Genomic DNA, 14,228 nt, shown 5'->3' with positions numbered 1-14,228 from the left:
GAGCACACAATACAGCGTGTTGTACGGTTACTTTGCCCGCGTTCAGTGACGATTATCCGGCGCTTCGCTTTCTTGCCAGAATTTACGCTTGCTGGTTTTACCAATCCCGGGATTCATACTGTTCGTTGGGTCATTTTCCCGATAAAACCGTTTTAACGCTTCTGTCGCTTCGTACAAGTGACCGACATTATGCTCAGCCGGATATTGCGCTCCACGAGCGCGAAGCAGTGCCAGCATTTGCTCTTTAAGCGCATGGGCATCTACCCCTTTTTTCACAATGTAATCCTGGTGAAAAACATGGCACATAAAATGGCCATAGTAGAGTTTATGCACCAGTTGGCTGTCTATCTCTGGCGGCAGGTGCTCGAACCACTCGGTATCGTTACGCCGCAGGGCAATATCCAGCGGCAGGATATCCTCCACTTCGTCGGCATGCACAGCCTGGTAACGGATGGCGGCCCCCGCCGCTGCAAAACGGTGTAAAAAGGCTTTGCTGCCTTCTTCCGGCGTACAGACGAAAAAGTCGCCCTCCGCTTCGGCAAAATAGTTCTTCAGCCAGTTTTGTGCTTCGTCGATGCCCCCGCCGGACATTTTCAGCAGCAGGTGATGCTCGTACTTATCGCGCCAGGTTTTCATGCGCGGCGGCAGGTGCGACGGGAACAGGGCGCTGATTTTTTGCAGCGAACGGTCAACAAGATGCGGCTTGAACAGAGCGGCTTTTTCCAGCAGCGCTTCTGTGCGCCCTTTCATGGTGAAGAAGAACGGCATTTTGTCGGTACCGAGTTTGTCGATCATCAGGAAGGTATCTTTGCCGTAACGCTCGGTAATATCGTAAATATCCCGGTGCATATACTCCCCGGCGACGGGAAGATGCGTGAAGTTGGCCAGAATATGGCGGCGGATATGAGTGAGCACTGCCGTGTCGTTGGTGCCGATGTAAAAGACCTGCTGCTGCGCTTCGGCGGCGAAGGTATCGAGGCGTACAGCGAAGACAGCCAGCTTGCCCGCGCACCCGGAGGACTCAAACAGTCGTTCAGGATCGGCATTGTAACGTGCCGGGGTGTCAGCGTCGATATCGCGTACGCGGGTCACGTAATCGTGATCGTGGCCGTGGCGCTGATCGTATCGTACATCGCTCTCCTGAAGGCGTTCATCATCGAGCTTACTGAGGATTGCTTCTGGTGAGGAACCCAGGTCGATACCAAGATGATTCACCAGTTGCAATTTGCCCTGTTCATCAATGCGCGCAAAGAGCGACATTTCGGTATAGGCCGGGCCACGCTGCACCAGCGAGCCGCCGGAATTATTACAGATACCGCCAATGACCGATGCACCAATGCATGACGAACCGATGACGGAATGCGGCTCGCGACCCAGTGGTTTCAGGGCTTTTTCCAGTGAATAGAGTGTGGCGCCCGGCCACGCCAGCACCTGCTGACCGTTATCCAGCAGGTGTAATTTATCCAGCCTGAGTGTGCTGATAATCACTATCTGGCGATCATAATCGTTGCCGTTTGGCGTGGAGCCCTCGGTCAGGCCGGTATTCGCCGCCTGCATCAGGATAATTTTATCGGCGCGGACACAGGCATCCAGTACGCGCCACAGTTCGAGCAGCGTACCGGGAAAAACAACCGCCAGCGCATCGCCCTGGCCGGAGCGGAAACCCCGACGGTAGCGGGCAGTTTTTGCCGGATCGGTAAGCAGGTGAGATGGGCCAACCAGCCGTTTAAGTTCGGTAATAAAGGTATTATTTTCGTGTGGCATGTTCCCCTCCTTTGGCTAAACATGGCTTTTTTCGCCTATTGATAGTAGTCCTGTTAACCGGGCGGAGGGAGTGAATTCGCATAAAAATCAGAGTTCAACTCTGCAAGACGTGCCAGGATTATGTCACACTGCGTGCTTTCGCGGCCCGTTCCGCGGTTTTGGGTGAAAATACAAGAGAGTGAAACGACATGAAATGGCTATGTTCTGTAGGTGTCGCTGTGAGCCTTGCGCTGCAACCCGCGCTGGCTGAAGAGATGTTCGGCAATCATCCGCTGACGCCAGAAGCAAGGGATGCATTTGTCACTGAGTTGCTCAAAAAAATGACCGTCGATGAAAAAATCGGTCAATTGCGTTTGATTAGCGTCGGCCCGGATAACCCGAAAGAGGCGATCCGCGACATGATCAAAGTGAGCCAGGTTGGGGCCATTTTCAACACCGTCACCCGCCAGGACATCCGCGCGATGCAGGATCAGGCGATGCAGCTTAGCCGGCTGAAAATTCCTCTCTTTTTCGCCTACGACGTGGTGCACGGTCAGCGCACTGTGTTTCCAATAAGCCTTGGCCTTGCCTCCAGTTTTAACCTTGATGCGGTGAAAACGGTCGGCCGGGTTTCGGCGTATGAAGCCGCTGACGATGGCCTGAACATGACATGGGCACCGATGGTGGATGTCTCCCGCGATCCGCGCTGGGGGCGCGTATCCGAAGGCTTTGGCGAAGACACCTTCCTGACGGAAACCCTGGGCCGCACGATGGTTGAAGCGATGCAGGGCAAAAGCCCGGCGGATCGCTATTCGGTGATGACCAGCGTGAAGCATTTCGCCGCATATGGCGCTGTGGAGGGCGGCAAAGAGTACAACACGGTAGACATGAGCCCGCAACGTCTGTTCAACGACTATATGCCGCCGTATAAAGCCGCGCTGGATGCTGGTAGCGGTGGCGTGATGGTGGCGCTTAACTCCCTTAACGGCACGCCTGCGTCGTCGGACGCCTGGCTGCTGAAAGATCTGCTGCGCGATGAGTGGGGCTTCAAAGGCATTACCATTTCTGACCATGGCGCCATTAAAGAGCTCATCAAACATGGTACCGCGGCGGACCCGGAAGATGCCGTGCGCGTGGCGCTGAAGTCCGGCATCAATATGAGTATGAGCGACGAGTACTACAGCAAATACCTGCCGGGATTGGTGAAGTCCGGCAAAGTAACGATGGCAGAACTGGATGATGCGACCCGCCATGTGCTGAACGTGAAATACGATATGGGACTGTTTAACGATCCGTACAGCCATCTGGGCGCGAAAGAAACCGATCCGCAGGACACCAATGCCGAGAGCCGTCTGCACCGTAAAGAAGCACGTGAAGTGGCGCGCGAAAGCCTGGTGTTGTTGAAAAACCGTCTCAACACGCTGCCGCTGAAAAAATCCGGCACGGTGGCGGTGATTGGGCCGCTGGCGGACAGCAAACGTGACTCCATGGGCAGTTGGTCTGCGGCAGGCGTGGCTGACCAGTCAGTGACGGTGCTGACCGGCATTCGCAACGCGCTCGCCGGTAAAGGCGAGGTGGTTTATGCCAAAGGGGCCAACATCACCAACGATAAAGACATCGTTAACTTCCTGAATTTGTATGAACCGGCGGTAGTGGTTGATCCGCGTTCGCCGCAGCAAATGATTGATGAAGCGGTCGCCACAGCGAAAAAGTCTGACGTGGTGGTGGCTGTTGTCGGTGAAGCGCAGGGCATGGCCCATGAAGCCTCCAGCCGGACCGATATCACCATTCCGCAGAGCCAGCGTGACTTGATCGCGGCGCTGAAAGCCACTGGCAAGCCGCTGGTGCTGGTGCTGATGAACGGTCGCCCGCTGGCACTGGTGAAAGAAAATCAGCAAGCGGATGCGATCCTGGAAACCTGGTTCGCCGGGACGGAAGGCGGTAATGCGATTGCCGATGTGCTGTTCGGCGATTACAACCCGTCCGGTAAACTGCCAATGTCGTTCCCGCGCTCTGTCGGGCAGATCCCGGTGTACTACAGCCACCTGAATACGGGGCGTCCGTACAATGCCGATCAACCGAACAAATACACCTCCCGCTATTTTGATGAAGCCAATGGCCCGTTGTATCCGTTTGGTTATGGCCTGAGTTACACTACGTTCACTGTCTCCGATGTGAAAATGTCGGCACCGACGCTGACGCGTAGCGGCAAAGTGACCGCCAGCGTACAGGTGACCAACACGGGCAAACGCGAAGGGGATACGGTTCTGCAAATGTACATTCAGGATGTTACCGCCTCGATGAGCCGCCCGGTGAAACAATTGCGCGGTTTTGACAAGGTCAACCTGAAGCCTGGCGAAACCAAAACCGTCAGCTTCCCGATTGATGTTGAAGCCCTGAAGTTCTGGAACCAGCGCATGAAATACGACGCGGAACCGGGCAAATTTAATGTCTTTATCGGTGTCGATTCTGCCCGTGTTAAACAGGGCGAGTTTGAGTTGCGTTAATCCCTTGCAGGCCGGGAAACCGGCCTGATCCCTCCGGCTATACCTTATTCCTATATCGTTTAACGTGTTCACACGACAAAGCCGCTGTTTTTCAGCTACGCTTTTTTCTCAAGCTGCTGAAAAAGGCAGTAAAACTGAGGAAAACAGAATGACAATCACGAAGAAGATTGCCCGCTCACTGGCGCTGCTGGCGGCGGTGAGTTTACCTTTGCAGGCAGCAGAACCGGTAAAAGTAGGTTCTAAAATCGATACGGAAGGTGCGCTGCTGGGCAATATTATTTTGCAGGTACTGGAAAGTCATGGCGTAAAAACAGTCAATAAAGTTCAGCTTGGCACCACACCGGTGGTGCGCGGGGCCATCACGTCCGGCGAGCTGGATATCTATCCAGAATATACCGGTAACGGCGCTTTTTTCTTTAAAGATGAAAAAGATGCAGCATGGAAAAATGCGCAGCAGGGCTACGAAAAAGTGAAAAAGCTCGACGCTGAACAGAACAAACTGGTCTGGCTCACGCCTGCTCCGGCCAATAACACCTGGACCATCGCCGTGCGTCAGGATCTGGCGCAGAAAAATAAACTGACCTCCCTTGACGATCTCAGCCGTTATCTGAAAGAGGGCGGGGCCTTCAAACTGGCCGCTTCTGCAGAATTTATAGAACGCACCGATGCGCTGCCTGCTTTTGAAAAAGCCTACGGTTTTACACTTAAGCAGGACCAGCTACTGTCGCTGGCGGGTGGTGATACGGCGGTCACCATTAAAGCGGCCGCGCAGCAAACCTCCGGGGTGAATGCCGCCATGGCGTATGGCACCGATGGCCCGGTGGCGGCGCTGGGGCTGCAAACACTGAGCGATCCGAAAGGCGTGCAACCGATTTATGCGCCCACGCCGGTGGTACGCGAAGCAGTACTGAAAGCTTATCCCAAACTGGATGAATGGCTGAAGCCGGTCTTCGCCAGCCTGGATGAAAAGACGCTGCAAAAACTGAATGCCAGCATTGCCGTTGAAGGGCTGGACGCGAAGAAAGTGGCGGCGAATTATCTGCATGAAAAAGGCCTGGTGAAATAAGTCGCACAATGGATGTTTCGATACGCTGCCATAACCGCGTACTGCTGCTGTTAATAGTGCTGGCGCTGGTCGCCACCGCGTTGCCGTTTATCAATTATGCGCCGAACCGGCTGGTGTCTGGCGAAAGCCGTGCGTTATGGCAACTGTTCCCGGCACAATGGTTGCTGATGCCCTGCCTGCTGCTGGTGTTCAGCTTCCTGCCCGGACGGCGTGCGCAGGTGGCGACTCTGCTGCTGGCAGAAGGGCTGGTCTGGTTGCTGGTCTGGAGCGCCGGGAGGGCGGCAACGGATCTCGCACAATCCGGTAGCGCGCTGGCCCGCACCTCCCCCGGTAGCGGCTTATGGCTGTGGCTGGCCCTGTCGCTGCTGGCCTGTAGCGACGCCATCCGCCGTTTTGCCCACCATCCGGTGTGGCGCTGGTTACTGCACGCACAAATCTGGTGTGTCCCTTTGGGGTTACTGCTGAGCGGCGAACTGGATGATCTCTCGCTGCTGCGCGAGTACAGCAACCGTCAGGATGTATTTAACGATGCGCTTGCTCAGCATCTTACCTTGTTGTTCGGAACATTATTCCCGGCACTGGTGATCGGTTTCGCTATCGGCCTATGGTGCTACCGCCATCCCTTGCGTCAGGGGCCCGTCTTTACGCTGTTGAATATTATTCAGACCGTTCCTTCTGTCGCATTGTTCGGCTTGCTGATTGCGCCGCTGGCCGGGCTGGTGCAGCACTTTCCGTGGCTCTCGCGGTTTGGCATTGCCGGAACCGGGCTGACACCTGCGCTGATCGCATTAATTCTCTATGCCTTGCTGCCGCTGGTTCGCGGCGTGGTCGCAGGATTAAATCAGGTTCCGCCAGAAGTGCTGGAAAGCGCCAAAGCAATGGGCATGAATCGCCAGCAACGATTCTGGCGTGTCCGTGTGCCGCTGGCCTTGCCGCTGCTGCTCCGCAGCCTGCGGGTGGTGGCGGTGCAGACGGTCGGCATGGCGGTGATTGCTGCCTTGATTGGGGCGGGCGGTTTTGGCTCGCTGGTGTTTCAGGGGCTGCTGAGTAGTGCGCTGGATCTGGTGCTACTCGGCGTGATTCCGGTCATCGCACTGGCGGTGATCGTGGATGCCCTGTTCGGTCTGGGCATCGCATTGCTGAAGGTAAAACAGCCATGATTGAGTTTAAGAATGTCAGTAAAATTTTTGCCGGACAGCGGGCAGTGAGCCATCTGGATCTGCACGTCAAAACCGGTGCGTTTTCAGTGTTGATTGGCACGTCCGGCTCCGGGAAATCCACCACTCTGAAGATGATCAACCGGCTGGTTGAGCATGATGAAGGCACCATCTGCTTTGCCGGGGAGGATATTCGTCGCCAGCCGGTTCTGGAGTTGCGCCGTCGGATGGGCTATGCCATCCAGTCGATTGGCCTGTTTCCGCACTGGACGGTGGCGCAAAACATCGCCACGGTGCTGCAACTGCAAAAATGGTCGCGCAGCAAGCGTCACGCGCGAGTTGATGAACTGATGGCGCTGCTTGGTCTGGAGCCGTCGCTCCGCGATCGTTTTCCACACCAGCTTTCCGGTGGGCAGCAGCAGCGGGTCGGGGTTGCCCGGGCACTGGCCGCCGATCCAGAAGTGTTACTCATGGATGAGCCTTTTGGTGCACTGGATCCGGTCACGCGCAGCGCCTTGCAGCAGGAGATGGTGCGTATTCACCGTCTGCTGGGGCGCACCATTGTGCTGGTAACCCATGATATTGATGAAGCGTTGCAACTGGCCGATCACCTGGTGCTGATGGACAGCGGTGAAGTGGTGCAGCAGGGCACACCGCTGGAGATGCTGACCGCCCCGCATAATGATTTTGTGCGCGAATTTTTTGGTCGTAGCGAGCTGGGTATTCGCTTGTTGTCGCTGCGCCAGGTGCGCGGTTACGTGCGCCACGACCAGTTTGTCGAAGGTGATCCCCTGCGGGACGATATGTCGCTGCGCGAGGCGCTGTCTGCCTTTGTTGCCCGCCAGCAGGAAGTCCTGCCTGTGCAGGACGCACAGGGGCAGCGTTGCGGCACTTTACATTTTCGCGATTTATTGCGCGTGGAGGCTGCCGGTGACCTGCCTGCGTGATCCGTTGTTATGGCTGGTGGCGCTATTTGTTGCGCTGCTACTCTGGCTACCGCACAGTACGGCGTTGTTTAGCATGCTGTTTCCGCAACAGCCGCGCCCGGTCTATTTGCAGGAGAGTTTTGTCGCGCTGACTGCCGCCCATTTCTCACTGGTTGCGGTTTCCAGCATTATTGCCATTGTACTGGGCATTGGCGTGGCGGTGGCCGTGACCCGTCCGGCGGGGCGAGAGTTTCGTCCGCTGGCGGAAACCATTGCTGCGGTTGGGCAAACCTTCCCGCCGGTCGCCGTCCTGGCGATTGCCGTTCCGGTACTGGGGTTTGGTAAAGAGCCGGCGATTATCGCACTGGTTCTGTATGGGGTTTTACCGATCCTGCAGGGGACGCTGGCGGGTATTGCCGCTGTGCCAGAGAGCGTGCAAAGCGTGGCGCAGGGGATGGGAATGAGCGGCAGCCAGCGTCTGCTGAAAGTGGAACTGCCGCTGGCAGCGCCGGTGATCATCGCCGGGGTTCGCACCTCGGTGATCATTAATATTGGTACCGCCACCATTGCTTCAACGGTGGGTGCCAGTACGCTGGGAACGCCGATTATCATCGGCCTGAGCGGTTTTAATACGGCTTATGTGCTGCAAGGGGCGATTCTGGTCGCGCTGGCCGCCATCATTGTCGACAGAGGATTTGAACGGTTAGCGCGGGCGCTTAACCGACACCGCCACGCACAATAAACGAATACCCCGCCAGCATCACCCCGCTGATCCCGCCGATCGCCATCAGCAGAAAAAGGGTGACGACGAGAATTTTACCAGGCTTCATGGCATGCTCCTTTTGTTAAGACGGCTCAGTATAAAGGCTGCCGTGTTGTTGATAAAACATTAAATGCCAGTAAGACAACGCCGGTTGTTGCCACCGCATCCTGCCGTGATGTTTTCGTACCGCTGCCACCCCCGGCGCTGCGGGATTTACCTTAAGGTATCTTCAGGCTGCGCCACGGTGTGATATTGAGCACGATTTGGCATTTTTTTGGAAAGCTTCAAAGAAACGAAAGGCGACTCCCTGTATGGTACGCGGTTTCGGTTGATGCGGTATGGCGGGTATGTACGAGTTTAATCTGGTGTTGTTGTTGCTACAGCAAATGTGCGTGTTTCTGGTTATCGCCTGGCTGATGAGCAAAACGCGTCTGTTTATTCCGCTGATGCAGGTCACTGTCCGCTTGCCGCACAAGCTATTGTGCTACGTCACGTTTTCTATTTTTTGCATTCTCGGCACCTACTTTGGTCTGCACATCGAAGATTCGATTGCCAATACGCGCGCGATCGGGGCGGTGATGGGCGGCTTGCTGGGCGGCCCGCTGGTTGGTGGGCTGGTAGGCCTGACCGGCGGCCTGCACCGCTATTCGATGGGCGGCATGACCGCGCTGAGTTGCATGATTTCAACCTTCGTAGAAGGGCTGCTTGGCGGGCTGATGCACAGCATCCTGATTAAACGCGGGCGCACTGATTTGGTGTTCAGCCCTTTCACCGCCGGGGCGGTGACGTGCGTGGCCGAGCTAATTCAGATGCTGATCATCCTGCTGATCGCCCGTCCCTTCGACAGCGCACTGCATCTGGTGCAGAGCATTGCGGCGCCGATGATGGTGACGAACACCGTGGGTGCGGCGCTATTTATGCGCATTCTGCTTGATAAGCGCGCCATGTTTGAAAAATACACCTCGGCGTTCTCTGCTACGGCATTGAAAGTCGCCGCCTCGACCGAAGGCTTTCTGCGTCAGGGCTTTAACGAAGAGAACAGCATGAAGGTGGCACAGGTGCTCTATCAGGAGCTTGAGATCGGTGCGGTGGCGATTACCGATCGGGAAAAGCTCCTCGCTTTTACCGGTACCGGTGACGATCACCATCTGCCGGGGCGGCCTATTTCCTCTGTCTGGACGCAGCGCGCTATTGAGACAGGAGAAGTGGTCTACGCTGATGGCAATGAAGTGCCATATCGCTGCTCATTGCATCCGCATTGCAAACTGGGGTCGACACTGGTGATCCCGCTGCGTGGCGAAAACCAGCGCGTCGTCGGCACCATTAAGTTGTATGAAGCAAAAAACCGCCTGTTCAGTTCCATCAACCGCACGTTGGGGGAGGGCATTGCGCAACTGCTGTCGGCGCAGATCCTTGCCGGACAGTACGAACGCCAAAAAGCGTTGCTTACCCAGTCGGAAATCAAGCTATTGCACGCGCAGGTGAATCCCCATTTTTTGTTCAACGCGCTCAATACCCTCAAAGCAGTGATCCGCCGCGACAGCGACCAGGCAGGCTTACTGGTGCAGTATCTGTCGACCTTCTTTCGTAAGAACCTCAAACGTCATTCCGAGATTGTGACGCTGGCAGACGAAATCGAGCATGTTAATGCTTACCTGCAAATAGAAAAGGCGCGCTTCCAGTCACGTCTGCAGGTGCAGTTGCATGTGCCGGACGCGCTCTCTCATCTGCATCTCCCGGCCTTTACCCTGCAACCGATAGTGGAAAACGCCATTAAGCATGGCACCTCGCAACTGCTGGGTGTGGGTGAAATAACCATTAATGCCAGCCTGGAAGGGGAGTATTTGCTGCTGGCGATAGAAGACAATGCCGGGCTGTATCAACCGAAGGGCGATGCCAGCGGGCTGGGAATGAGCCTGGTGGATAAGCGGCTGCACGCCCGCTACGGCAGCGAGTGCGGCATGACCATCGCCTGCGAGCCGGACATTTTTACCCGAATCACTCTGCGACTCCCGCTGGAGGAAAACGCATGTTAAAAGTGCTGATTGTTGATGACGAACCGCTGGCCCGGGAAAACCTGCGTATTTTGCTTCAGGAAGAGCGTGACATTGATGTGGTGGGCGAGTGCAGCAATGCGGTTGAAGCCATCGGCGCGGTGCATAAGCTGCGCCCGGATGTACTCTTTCTTGATATCCAGATGCCACGTATCAGCGGGCTGGAAATGGTCGGTATGCTCGACCCGGAAAACCGCCCCTATGTGGTTTTTCTGACGGCATTTGATGAGTATGCAATTCAGGCTTTTGAAGAACATGCCTTTGATTATTTACTCAAACCGATAGAAGCGCGCCGACTGGAAAAAACGCTTAGCCGCCTGCGCCAGGAGCGTAATGAACAGGATGTTTCCGTGCTGCCGGAGAATCAGGAGGCGCTGAAGTTTATTCCCTGTACCGGTCACAGCCGAATCTGGCTATTGCAAATGGACGAGGTTGCTTTTGTCAGCAGCCGCATGAGCGGGGTGTTTGTTACCAGCCATGAGGGCAAAGAAGGCTTTACCGAGCTGACCTTGCGCACGCTGGAGAGCCGTACGCCGCTGATCCGCTGCCATCGTCAGTATCTGGTCAACCTGGCGCATTTAAAAGAGATCCGTCTTGAAGATAACGGCCAGGCGGAATTATTACTGCGTGATGGCCTGACGGTGCCAGTGAGCCGGCGTTATCTGAAGAATTTAAAAGAGGCGCTGGGCTTGTAAATTCCTGTGCGATGCCTAAACTGCGCGCTGGTTCATTATTTCCGGGAAACAACATGCTTAATAACGATATCCTGCGTAGCCTGCGTTACACACTGCAAGTGGACAACAGTGCGTTGGTGCGCATTCTGGCACTCACAGACACGGTGGTCACGGTTGAACAGCTCGCACCCTGGCTGCGTAAAGAGGATGAGGCAGGTTATGCGCCTTGCCCGGATATTGTGTTGTCTGCCTTTCTGAACGGGTTGATTTACGAAAAACGCGGCAAAGATGACACCGCTCCACCGCTGGTGGCCGAGCGTAAGCTGAACAACAATATTGTGCTGAAGAAATTGCGGATTGCGTTCTCGTTAAAAACCGATGACATCCTGGCGATCCTGACCGAGCAAAAATTCCGCGTCTCGATGCCGGAAATCACGGCCATGATGCGCGCACCGGAGCATAAAAACTTTCGTGAATGTGGCGATCAGTTCCTGCGCTATTTCCTGCGCGGATTAGCCAGCCGGGTCCAGAAACCACAGAGCTAAACAAAACAGGCCGAATGACGGTATGACCCGCTCCGGCCTGTAAAATGATGCATGCCCGGTCAGCAATATGCTGCCGGGCAGGGTGTTATTGCACTTCTTTAAAGCCGCGCGCTTTCAGCAACTGCTCAGACTGCTTCATGCTAATTTTGCCATTGACCGTGCCGGTAAACTCAGAGCCCTGCAGACTATTCAACGCCGAGAAATCAACTTCGTTGTAATCCACATCCAGCGTCTCCTGCGCGTAGGTTTCTTCATAAACCACGCTCTCTTTGATCCCTTTCACGCTCTGGTATTTCTTGCTAATGGGATCCAGCACTTTCATCGCCTCATCTTTGGTTTTCGCGCCGATTGAAGCGTATTCAATTTTGTTTTTCGCCGTCTGGCGCTCAACCTGGTCGCCCTTGTAGTAATAAGTGAGCGTCACTTCGGTGCCCGCCTGTGACCAGCTGAAGGTCTTGCTCTGCTCTTTCTCTCCACAGCCTGCCAGGCCGGTAAGTAAAGCAACAGAAAAGAGTGCGGCAATGAGCTTACTGAATTTCACGATAATCCCCTGTTTTCCATGTGAAGTATTGATTTGTGTAACACCGATTTGAGTATAGAAAAAGGCGCTGAATCCAGCGCCTTATTTTTTACTTAACTTGCTGACCGGCTTTTGCGCCGCTGTCCGGGCTTAACAGGAAGATATCTTTCCCGCCAGGGCCTGCGGCCATCACCATCCCTTCGGAGATGCCGAAGCGCATTTTACGCGGAGCGAGGTTTGCTACCATCACCGTCAGGCGGCCAATCAGCGCGCCCGGATCCGGGTATGCAGAGCGGATGCCGGAGAAAACATTGCGTTTTTCGCCGTCCAGATCCAGCGTCAGACGCAGCAACTTATCAGACCCTTCAACAAACTCCGCGTTCTCAATCAGCGCTACGCGCAGGTCGATTTTGGCAAAGTCATCAAAGCTGATGGTTTCCTGAATTGGGTTGTCGGCCAGTTCGCCGGTAGCCGGTGCGGCGGCTTTCACTTCCTCTTTCGAAGCTTCAACCAGCGCCTCGACCTGTTTCATTTCAATACGGTTGTACAGCGCTTTAAACGCGTTCACCTTATGGCCGAGCAGCGGTTGCTGAATAGCGTCCCACTCAAGTTGCGTGTTCAGGAACGCCTCAGCACGTGCCGACAGCGACGGCAGTACCGGTTTCAGGTAGGTAAGCAGCACGCGGAACAGGTTGATACCCATAGAGCAGATGGCCTGCAGATCGGCATCGCGGCCTTCCTGTTTTGCCACCACCCACGGTGCCTGTTCGTCGACATAACGGTTCGCCACATCTGCCAGCGCCATAATTTCGCGTACCGCTTTACCAAACTCGCGGCTCTCCCACGCTTCGCCAATGGTGGCTGCCGCATCGGTAAAGGTTTTATACAGTGCCGGATCCGCCAGTTCAGCGGCCAGCACGCCGTCGAAGCGTTTAGCAATAAAACCGGCATTGCGCGAAGCCAGGTTAACCACTTTGTTCACAATATCGGCATTCACGCGCTGAACGAAATCTTCCAGGTTCAGGTCGATATCGTCAATGCGTGATGAGAGCTTAGCGGCATAGTAGTAGCGCAGGCTGTCGGCATCGAAGTGGTTGAGCCAGGTGCTGGCTTTGATAAAGGTGCCGCGAGATTTAGACATTTTCGCGCCGTTCACCGTGACATAACCGTGCACAAACAGATTGGTCGGTTTGCGGAAACCACTGCCTTCCAGCATGGCCGGCCAGAACAGGCTGTGGAAGTAGACAATATCTTTGCCGATGAAGTGATACAGCTCGGCGTCGGAATCTTTCTTCCACCAGTCGTCGAAGTTCAGATCGTTGCGCTTGTCGCACAGGTTTTTAAACGAGCCCATGTAGCCGATCGGCGCATCGAGCCAGACGTAGAAATATTTGCCCGGCGCATTGGGAATTTCGAAACCGAAATAGGGCGCATCACGGGAGATATCCCACTGCTGCAGACCCGATTCGAACCACTCCTGCATTTTATTCGCCACCTGCTCCTGCAGCGCGCCGCTACGGGTCCATGCCTGCAACATTTCGCTGAACGAGGGCAGATCGAAGAAGAAGTGCTCTGAATCGCGCATCACCGGCGTGGCACCGGACACCACCGATTTCGGTTCAATCAGTTCGGTCGGGCTGTAGGTGGCGCCACACACTTCACAGTTATCGCCGTACTGATCCGGCGATTTGCATTTCGGGCAGGTGCCTTTAACAAAACGGTCCGGTAAAAACATCCCTTTTTCCGGATCGTAGAGCTGAGAAATGGTGCGGTTTTTAATAAAACCGTTCTCTTTCAGACGGGTGTAAATCAGCTCCGACAGCACGCGGTTTTCGTCGCTATGGGTGGAGTGATAGTTGTCATAGCTGATGTCAAAGCCAGCGAAATCCGTTTGATGTTCCTGACTCATTTCGCCAATCATCTGCTCTGGCGTAATGCCCAGTTGCTGTGCTTTCAGCATAATCGGCGTGCCGTGAGCATCGTCCGCGCAGATGAAATTGACCTGATGGCCGCGCATTCGCTGGTAACGGACCCAGACATCAGCCTGGATGTGCTCCAGCATATGGCCGAGGTGGATGGAGCCGTTGGCGTACGGCAGCGCGCACGTTACCAGAATTTTCTTCGCGACTTGAGTCATAGTAGGCATTACATCTTCTTGAGAAAAAGGGGTATCGATAGTACCAAAAGGGGAATTAATGCGCCAAGCGATTAGGGCATTAATCCATAAATGGATAATTATTACGTGTGCGGTAAACTTGGCCGCTACAATGTCG

At 55.1% G+C, this 14,228-nt stretch carries 12 protein-coding genes; 8 read left to right on the top strand and 4 right to left on the bottom strand.

Translation table 11 applies throughout. The features are described 5' to 3' along the window. Positions 1-42: 42 nt before the first annotated feature. Positions 43-1,764, bottom strand: a complete 1,722-nt coding sequence (dld, locus tag RTX30_RS06075; RefSeq protein ID WP_312687834.1) for a D-lactate dehydrogenase — start codon at positions 1,762-1,764, stop codon at positions 43-45. Positions 1,765-1,952: 188 nt separating this feature from the next. On the opposite strand from dld, the gene bglX reads away from it, so the two are divergent. The 5 genes from bglX to RTX30_RS06050 all read left to right on the top strand — a co-directional run bounded on the left by bglX (position 1,953) and on the right by RTX30_RS06050 (position 8,141). After that, on the top strand, positions 1,953-4,250 hold the full coding sequence (gene bglX, locus RTX30_RS06070; protein WP_312687832.1) for a beta-glucosidase BglX: 2,298 nt from the start codon (positions 1,953-1,955) through the stop codon (positions 4,248-4,250). Positions 4,251-4,398: 148 nt separating this feature from the next. After that, positions 4,399-5,316, top strand: coding sequence for an ABC transporter substrate-binding protein (locus tag RTX30_RS06065; protein WP_312687829.1), 918 nt, complete (start codon positions 4,399-4,401; stop codon positions 5,314-5,316). Positions 5,317-5,324: 8 nt separating this feature from the next. Then, a complete protein-coding gene (locus RTX30_RS06060) occupies positions 5,325-6,476 on the top strand; it encodes an ABC transporter permease (RefSeq protein WP_312687827.1) in 1,152 nt (383 codons plus the stop codon). Continuing rightward, positions 6,473-7,420, top strand: coding sequence for an ABC transporter ATP-binding protein (locus tag RTX30_RS06055; RefSeq protein ID WP_312687825.1), 948 nt, complete (start codon positions 6,473-6,475; stop codon positions 7,418-7,420). The genes RTX30_RS06060 and RTX30_RS06055 overlap by 4 nt, the downstream gene beginning before the upstream one ends. After that, positions 7,404-8,141, top strand: coding sequence for an ABC transporter permease (locus RTX30_RS06050; RefSeq protein WP_312687823.1), 738 nt, complete (start codon positions 7,404-7,406; stop codon positions 8,139-8,141). Before RTX30_RS06055 ends, RTX30_RS06050 begins: the two co-directional genes overlap by 17 nt. Here the strand turns inward: RTX30_RS06050 and RTX30_RS06045 are convergent. Beyond that, on the bottom strand, positions 8,116-8,229 hold the full coding sequence (locus tag RTX30_RS06045) for a protein YohO (RefSeq protein WP_312687822.1): 114 nt from the start codon (positions 8,227-8,229) through the stop codon (positions 8,116-8,118). The genes RTX30_RS06050 and RTX30_RS06045 overlap by 26 nt on opposite strands. Positions 8,230-8,509: 280 nt before the next feature. Here RTX30_RS06045 and RTX30_RS06040 point away from each other — a divergent pair, with 280 nt between their 5' ends. From RTX30_RS06040 to RTX30_RS06030, 3 genes are read left to right on the top strand one after another with little or no spacing between them, the layout of a single operon-like run. Beyond that, positions 8,510-10,198, top strand: a complete 1,689-nt coding sequence (locus tag RTX30_RS06040; RefSeq protein ID WP_312687820.1) for a sensor histidine kinase — start codon at positions 8,510-8,512, stop codon at positions 10,196-10,198. After that, entirely contained in the window at positions 10,192-10,911 is a 720-nt protein-coding gene (gene btsR, locus RTX30_RS06035; RefSeq protein WP_312687819.1) for a two-component system response regulator BtsR, read from the top strand. Before RTX30_RS06040 ends, btsR begins: the two co-directional genes overlap by 7 nt. A 53-nt stretch (positions 10,912-10,964) precedes the next feature. Continuing rightward, a complete protein-coding gene (locus tag RTX30_RS06030) occupies positions 10,965-11,435 on the top strand; it encodes a DUF1456 family protein (protein WP_312687817.1) in 471 nt (156 codons plus the stop codon). Positions 11,436-11,520: 85 nt separating this feature from the next. On the opposite strand, the gene RTX30_RS06025 is transcribed toward RTX30_RS06030, so the two are convergent. Further along, positions 11,521-11,976, bottom strand: coding sequence for a YehR family lipoprotein (locus tag RTX30_RS06025; protein ID WP_312687815.1), 456 nt, complete (start codon positions 11,974-11,976; stop codon positions 11,521-11,523). 88 nt (positions 11,977-12,064) lie between these two features. Continuing rightward, positions 12,065-14,092 carry a methionine--tRNA ligase gene (gene metG / locus RTX30_RS06020; RefSeq protein WP_312688219.1) on the bottom strand — a complete coding sequence of 676 codons (2,028 nt, stop codon included), beginning with the start codon at positions 14,090-14,092 and terminating at the stop codon, positions 12,065-12,067. Between the last annotated feature and the right edge of the window lie 136 nt (positions 14,093-14,228).

Source organism: Kosakonia sp., from assembly GCF_032052965.1.
Lineage (GTDB): Bacteria > Pseudomonadota > Gammaproteobacteria > Enterobacterales > Enterobacteriaceae > Kosakonia.
The sequence above is the reverse complement of the archived record's forward strand: the minus strand, read 5'-3'. Positions and strand labels throughout refer to the sequence as shown.

Coding starts and splice junctions, on each gene's coding strand:
- btsR (WP_312687819.1), top strand. CDS start 10,192: ATGTTAAAAGTGCTGATTGTTGATGACGAACCGCTGGCCCGGGAAAAC.
- bglX (WP_312687832.1), top strand. CDS start 1,953: ATGAAATGGCTATGTTCTGTAGGTGTCGCTGTGAGCCTTGCGCTGCAA.
- RTX30_RS06055 (WP_312687825.1), top strand. CDS start 6,473: ATGATTGAGTTTAAGAATGTCAGTAAAATTTTTGCCGGACAGCGGGCA.
- metG (WP_312688219.1), bottom strand. CDS start 14,092: ATGACTCAAGTCGCGAAGAAAATTCTGGTAACGTGCGCGCTGCCGTAC.
- RTX30_RS06065 (WP_312687829.1), top strand. CDS start 4,399: ATGACAATCACGAAGAAGATTGCCCGCTCACTGGCGCTGCTGGCGGCG.
- RTX30_RS06045 (WP_312687822.1), bottom strand. CDS start 8,229: ATGAAGCCTGGTAAAATTCTCGTCGTCACCCTTTTTCTGCTGATGGCG.
- RTX30_RS06030 (WP_312687817.1), top strand. CDS start 10,965: ATGCTTAATAACGATATCCTGCGTAGCCTGCGTTACACACTGCAAGTG.
- RTX30_RS06040 (WP_312687820.1), top strand. CDS start 8,510: ATGTACGAGTTTAATCTGGTGTTGTTGTTGCTACAGCAAATGTGCGTG.
- dld (WP_312687834.1), bottom strand. CDS start 1,764: ATGCCACACGAAAATAATACCTTTATTACCGAACTTAAACGGCTGGTT.
- RTX30_RS06060 (WP_312687827.1), top strand. CDS start 5,325: ATGGATGTTTCGATACGCTGCCATAACCGCGTACTGCTGCTGTTAATA.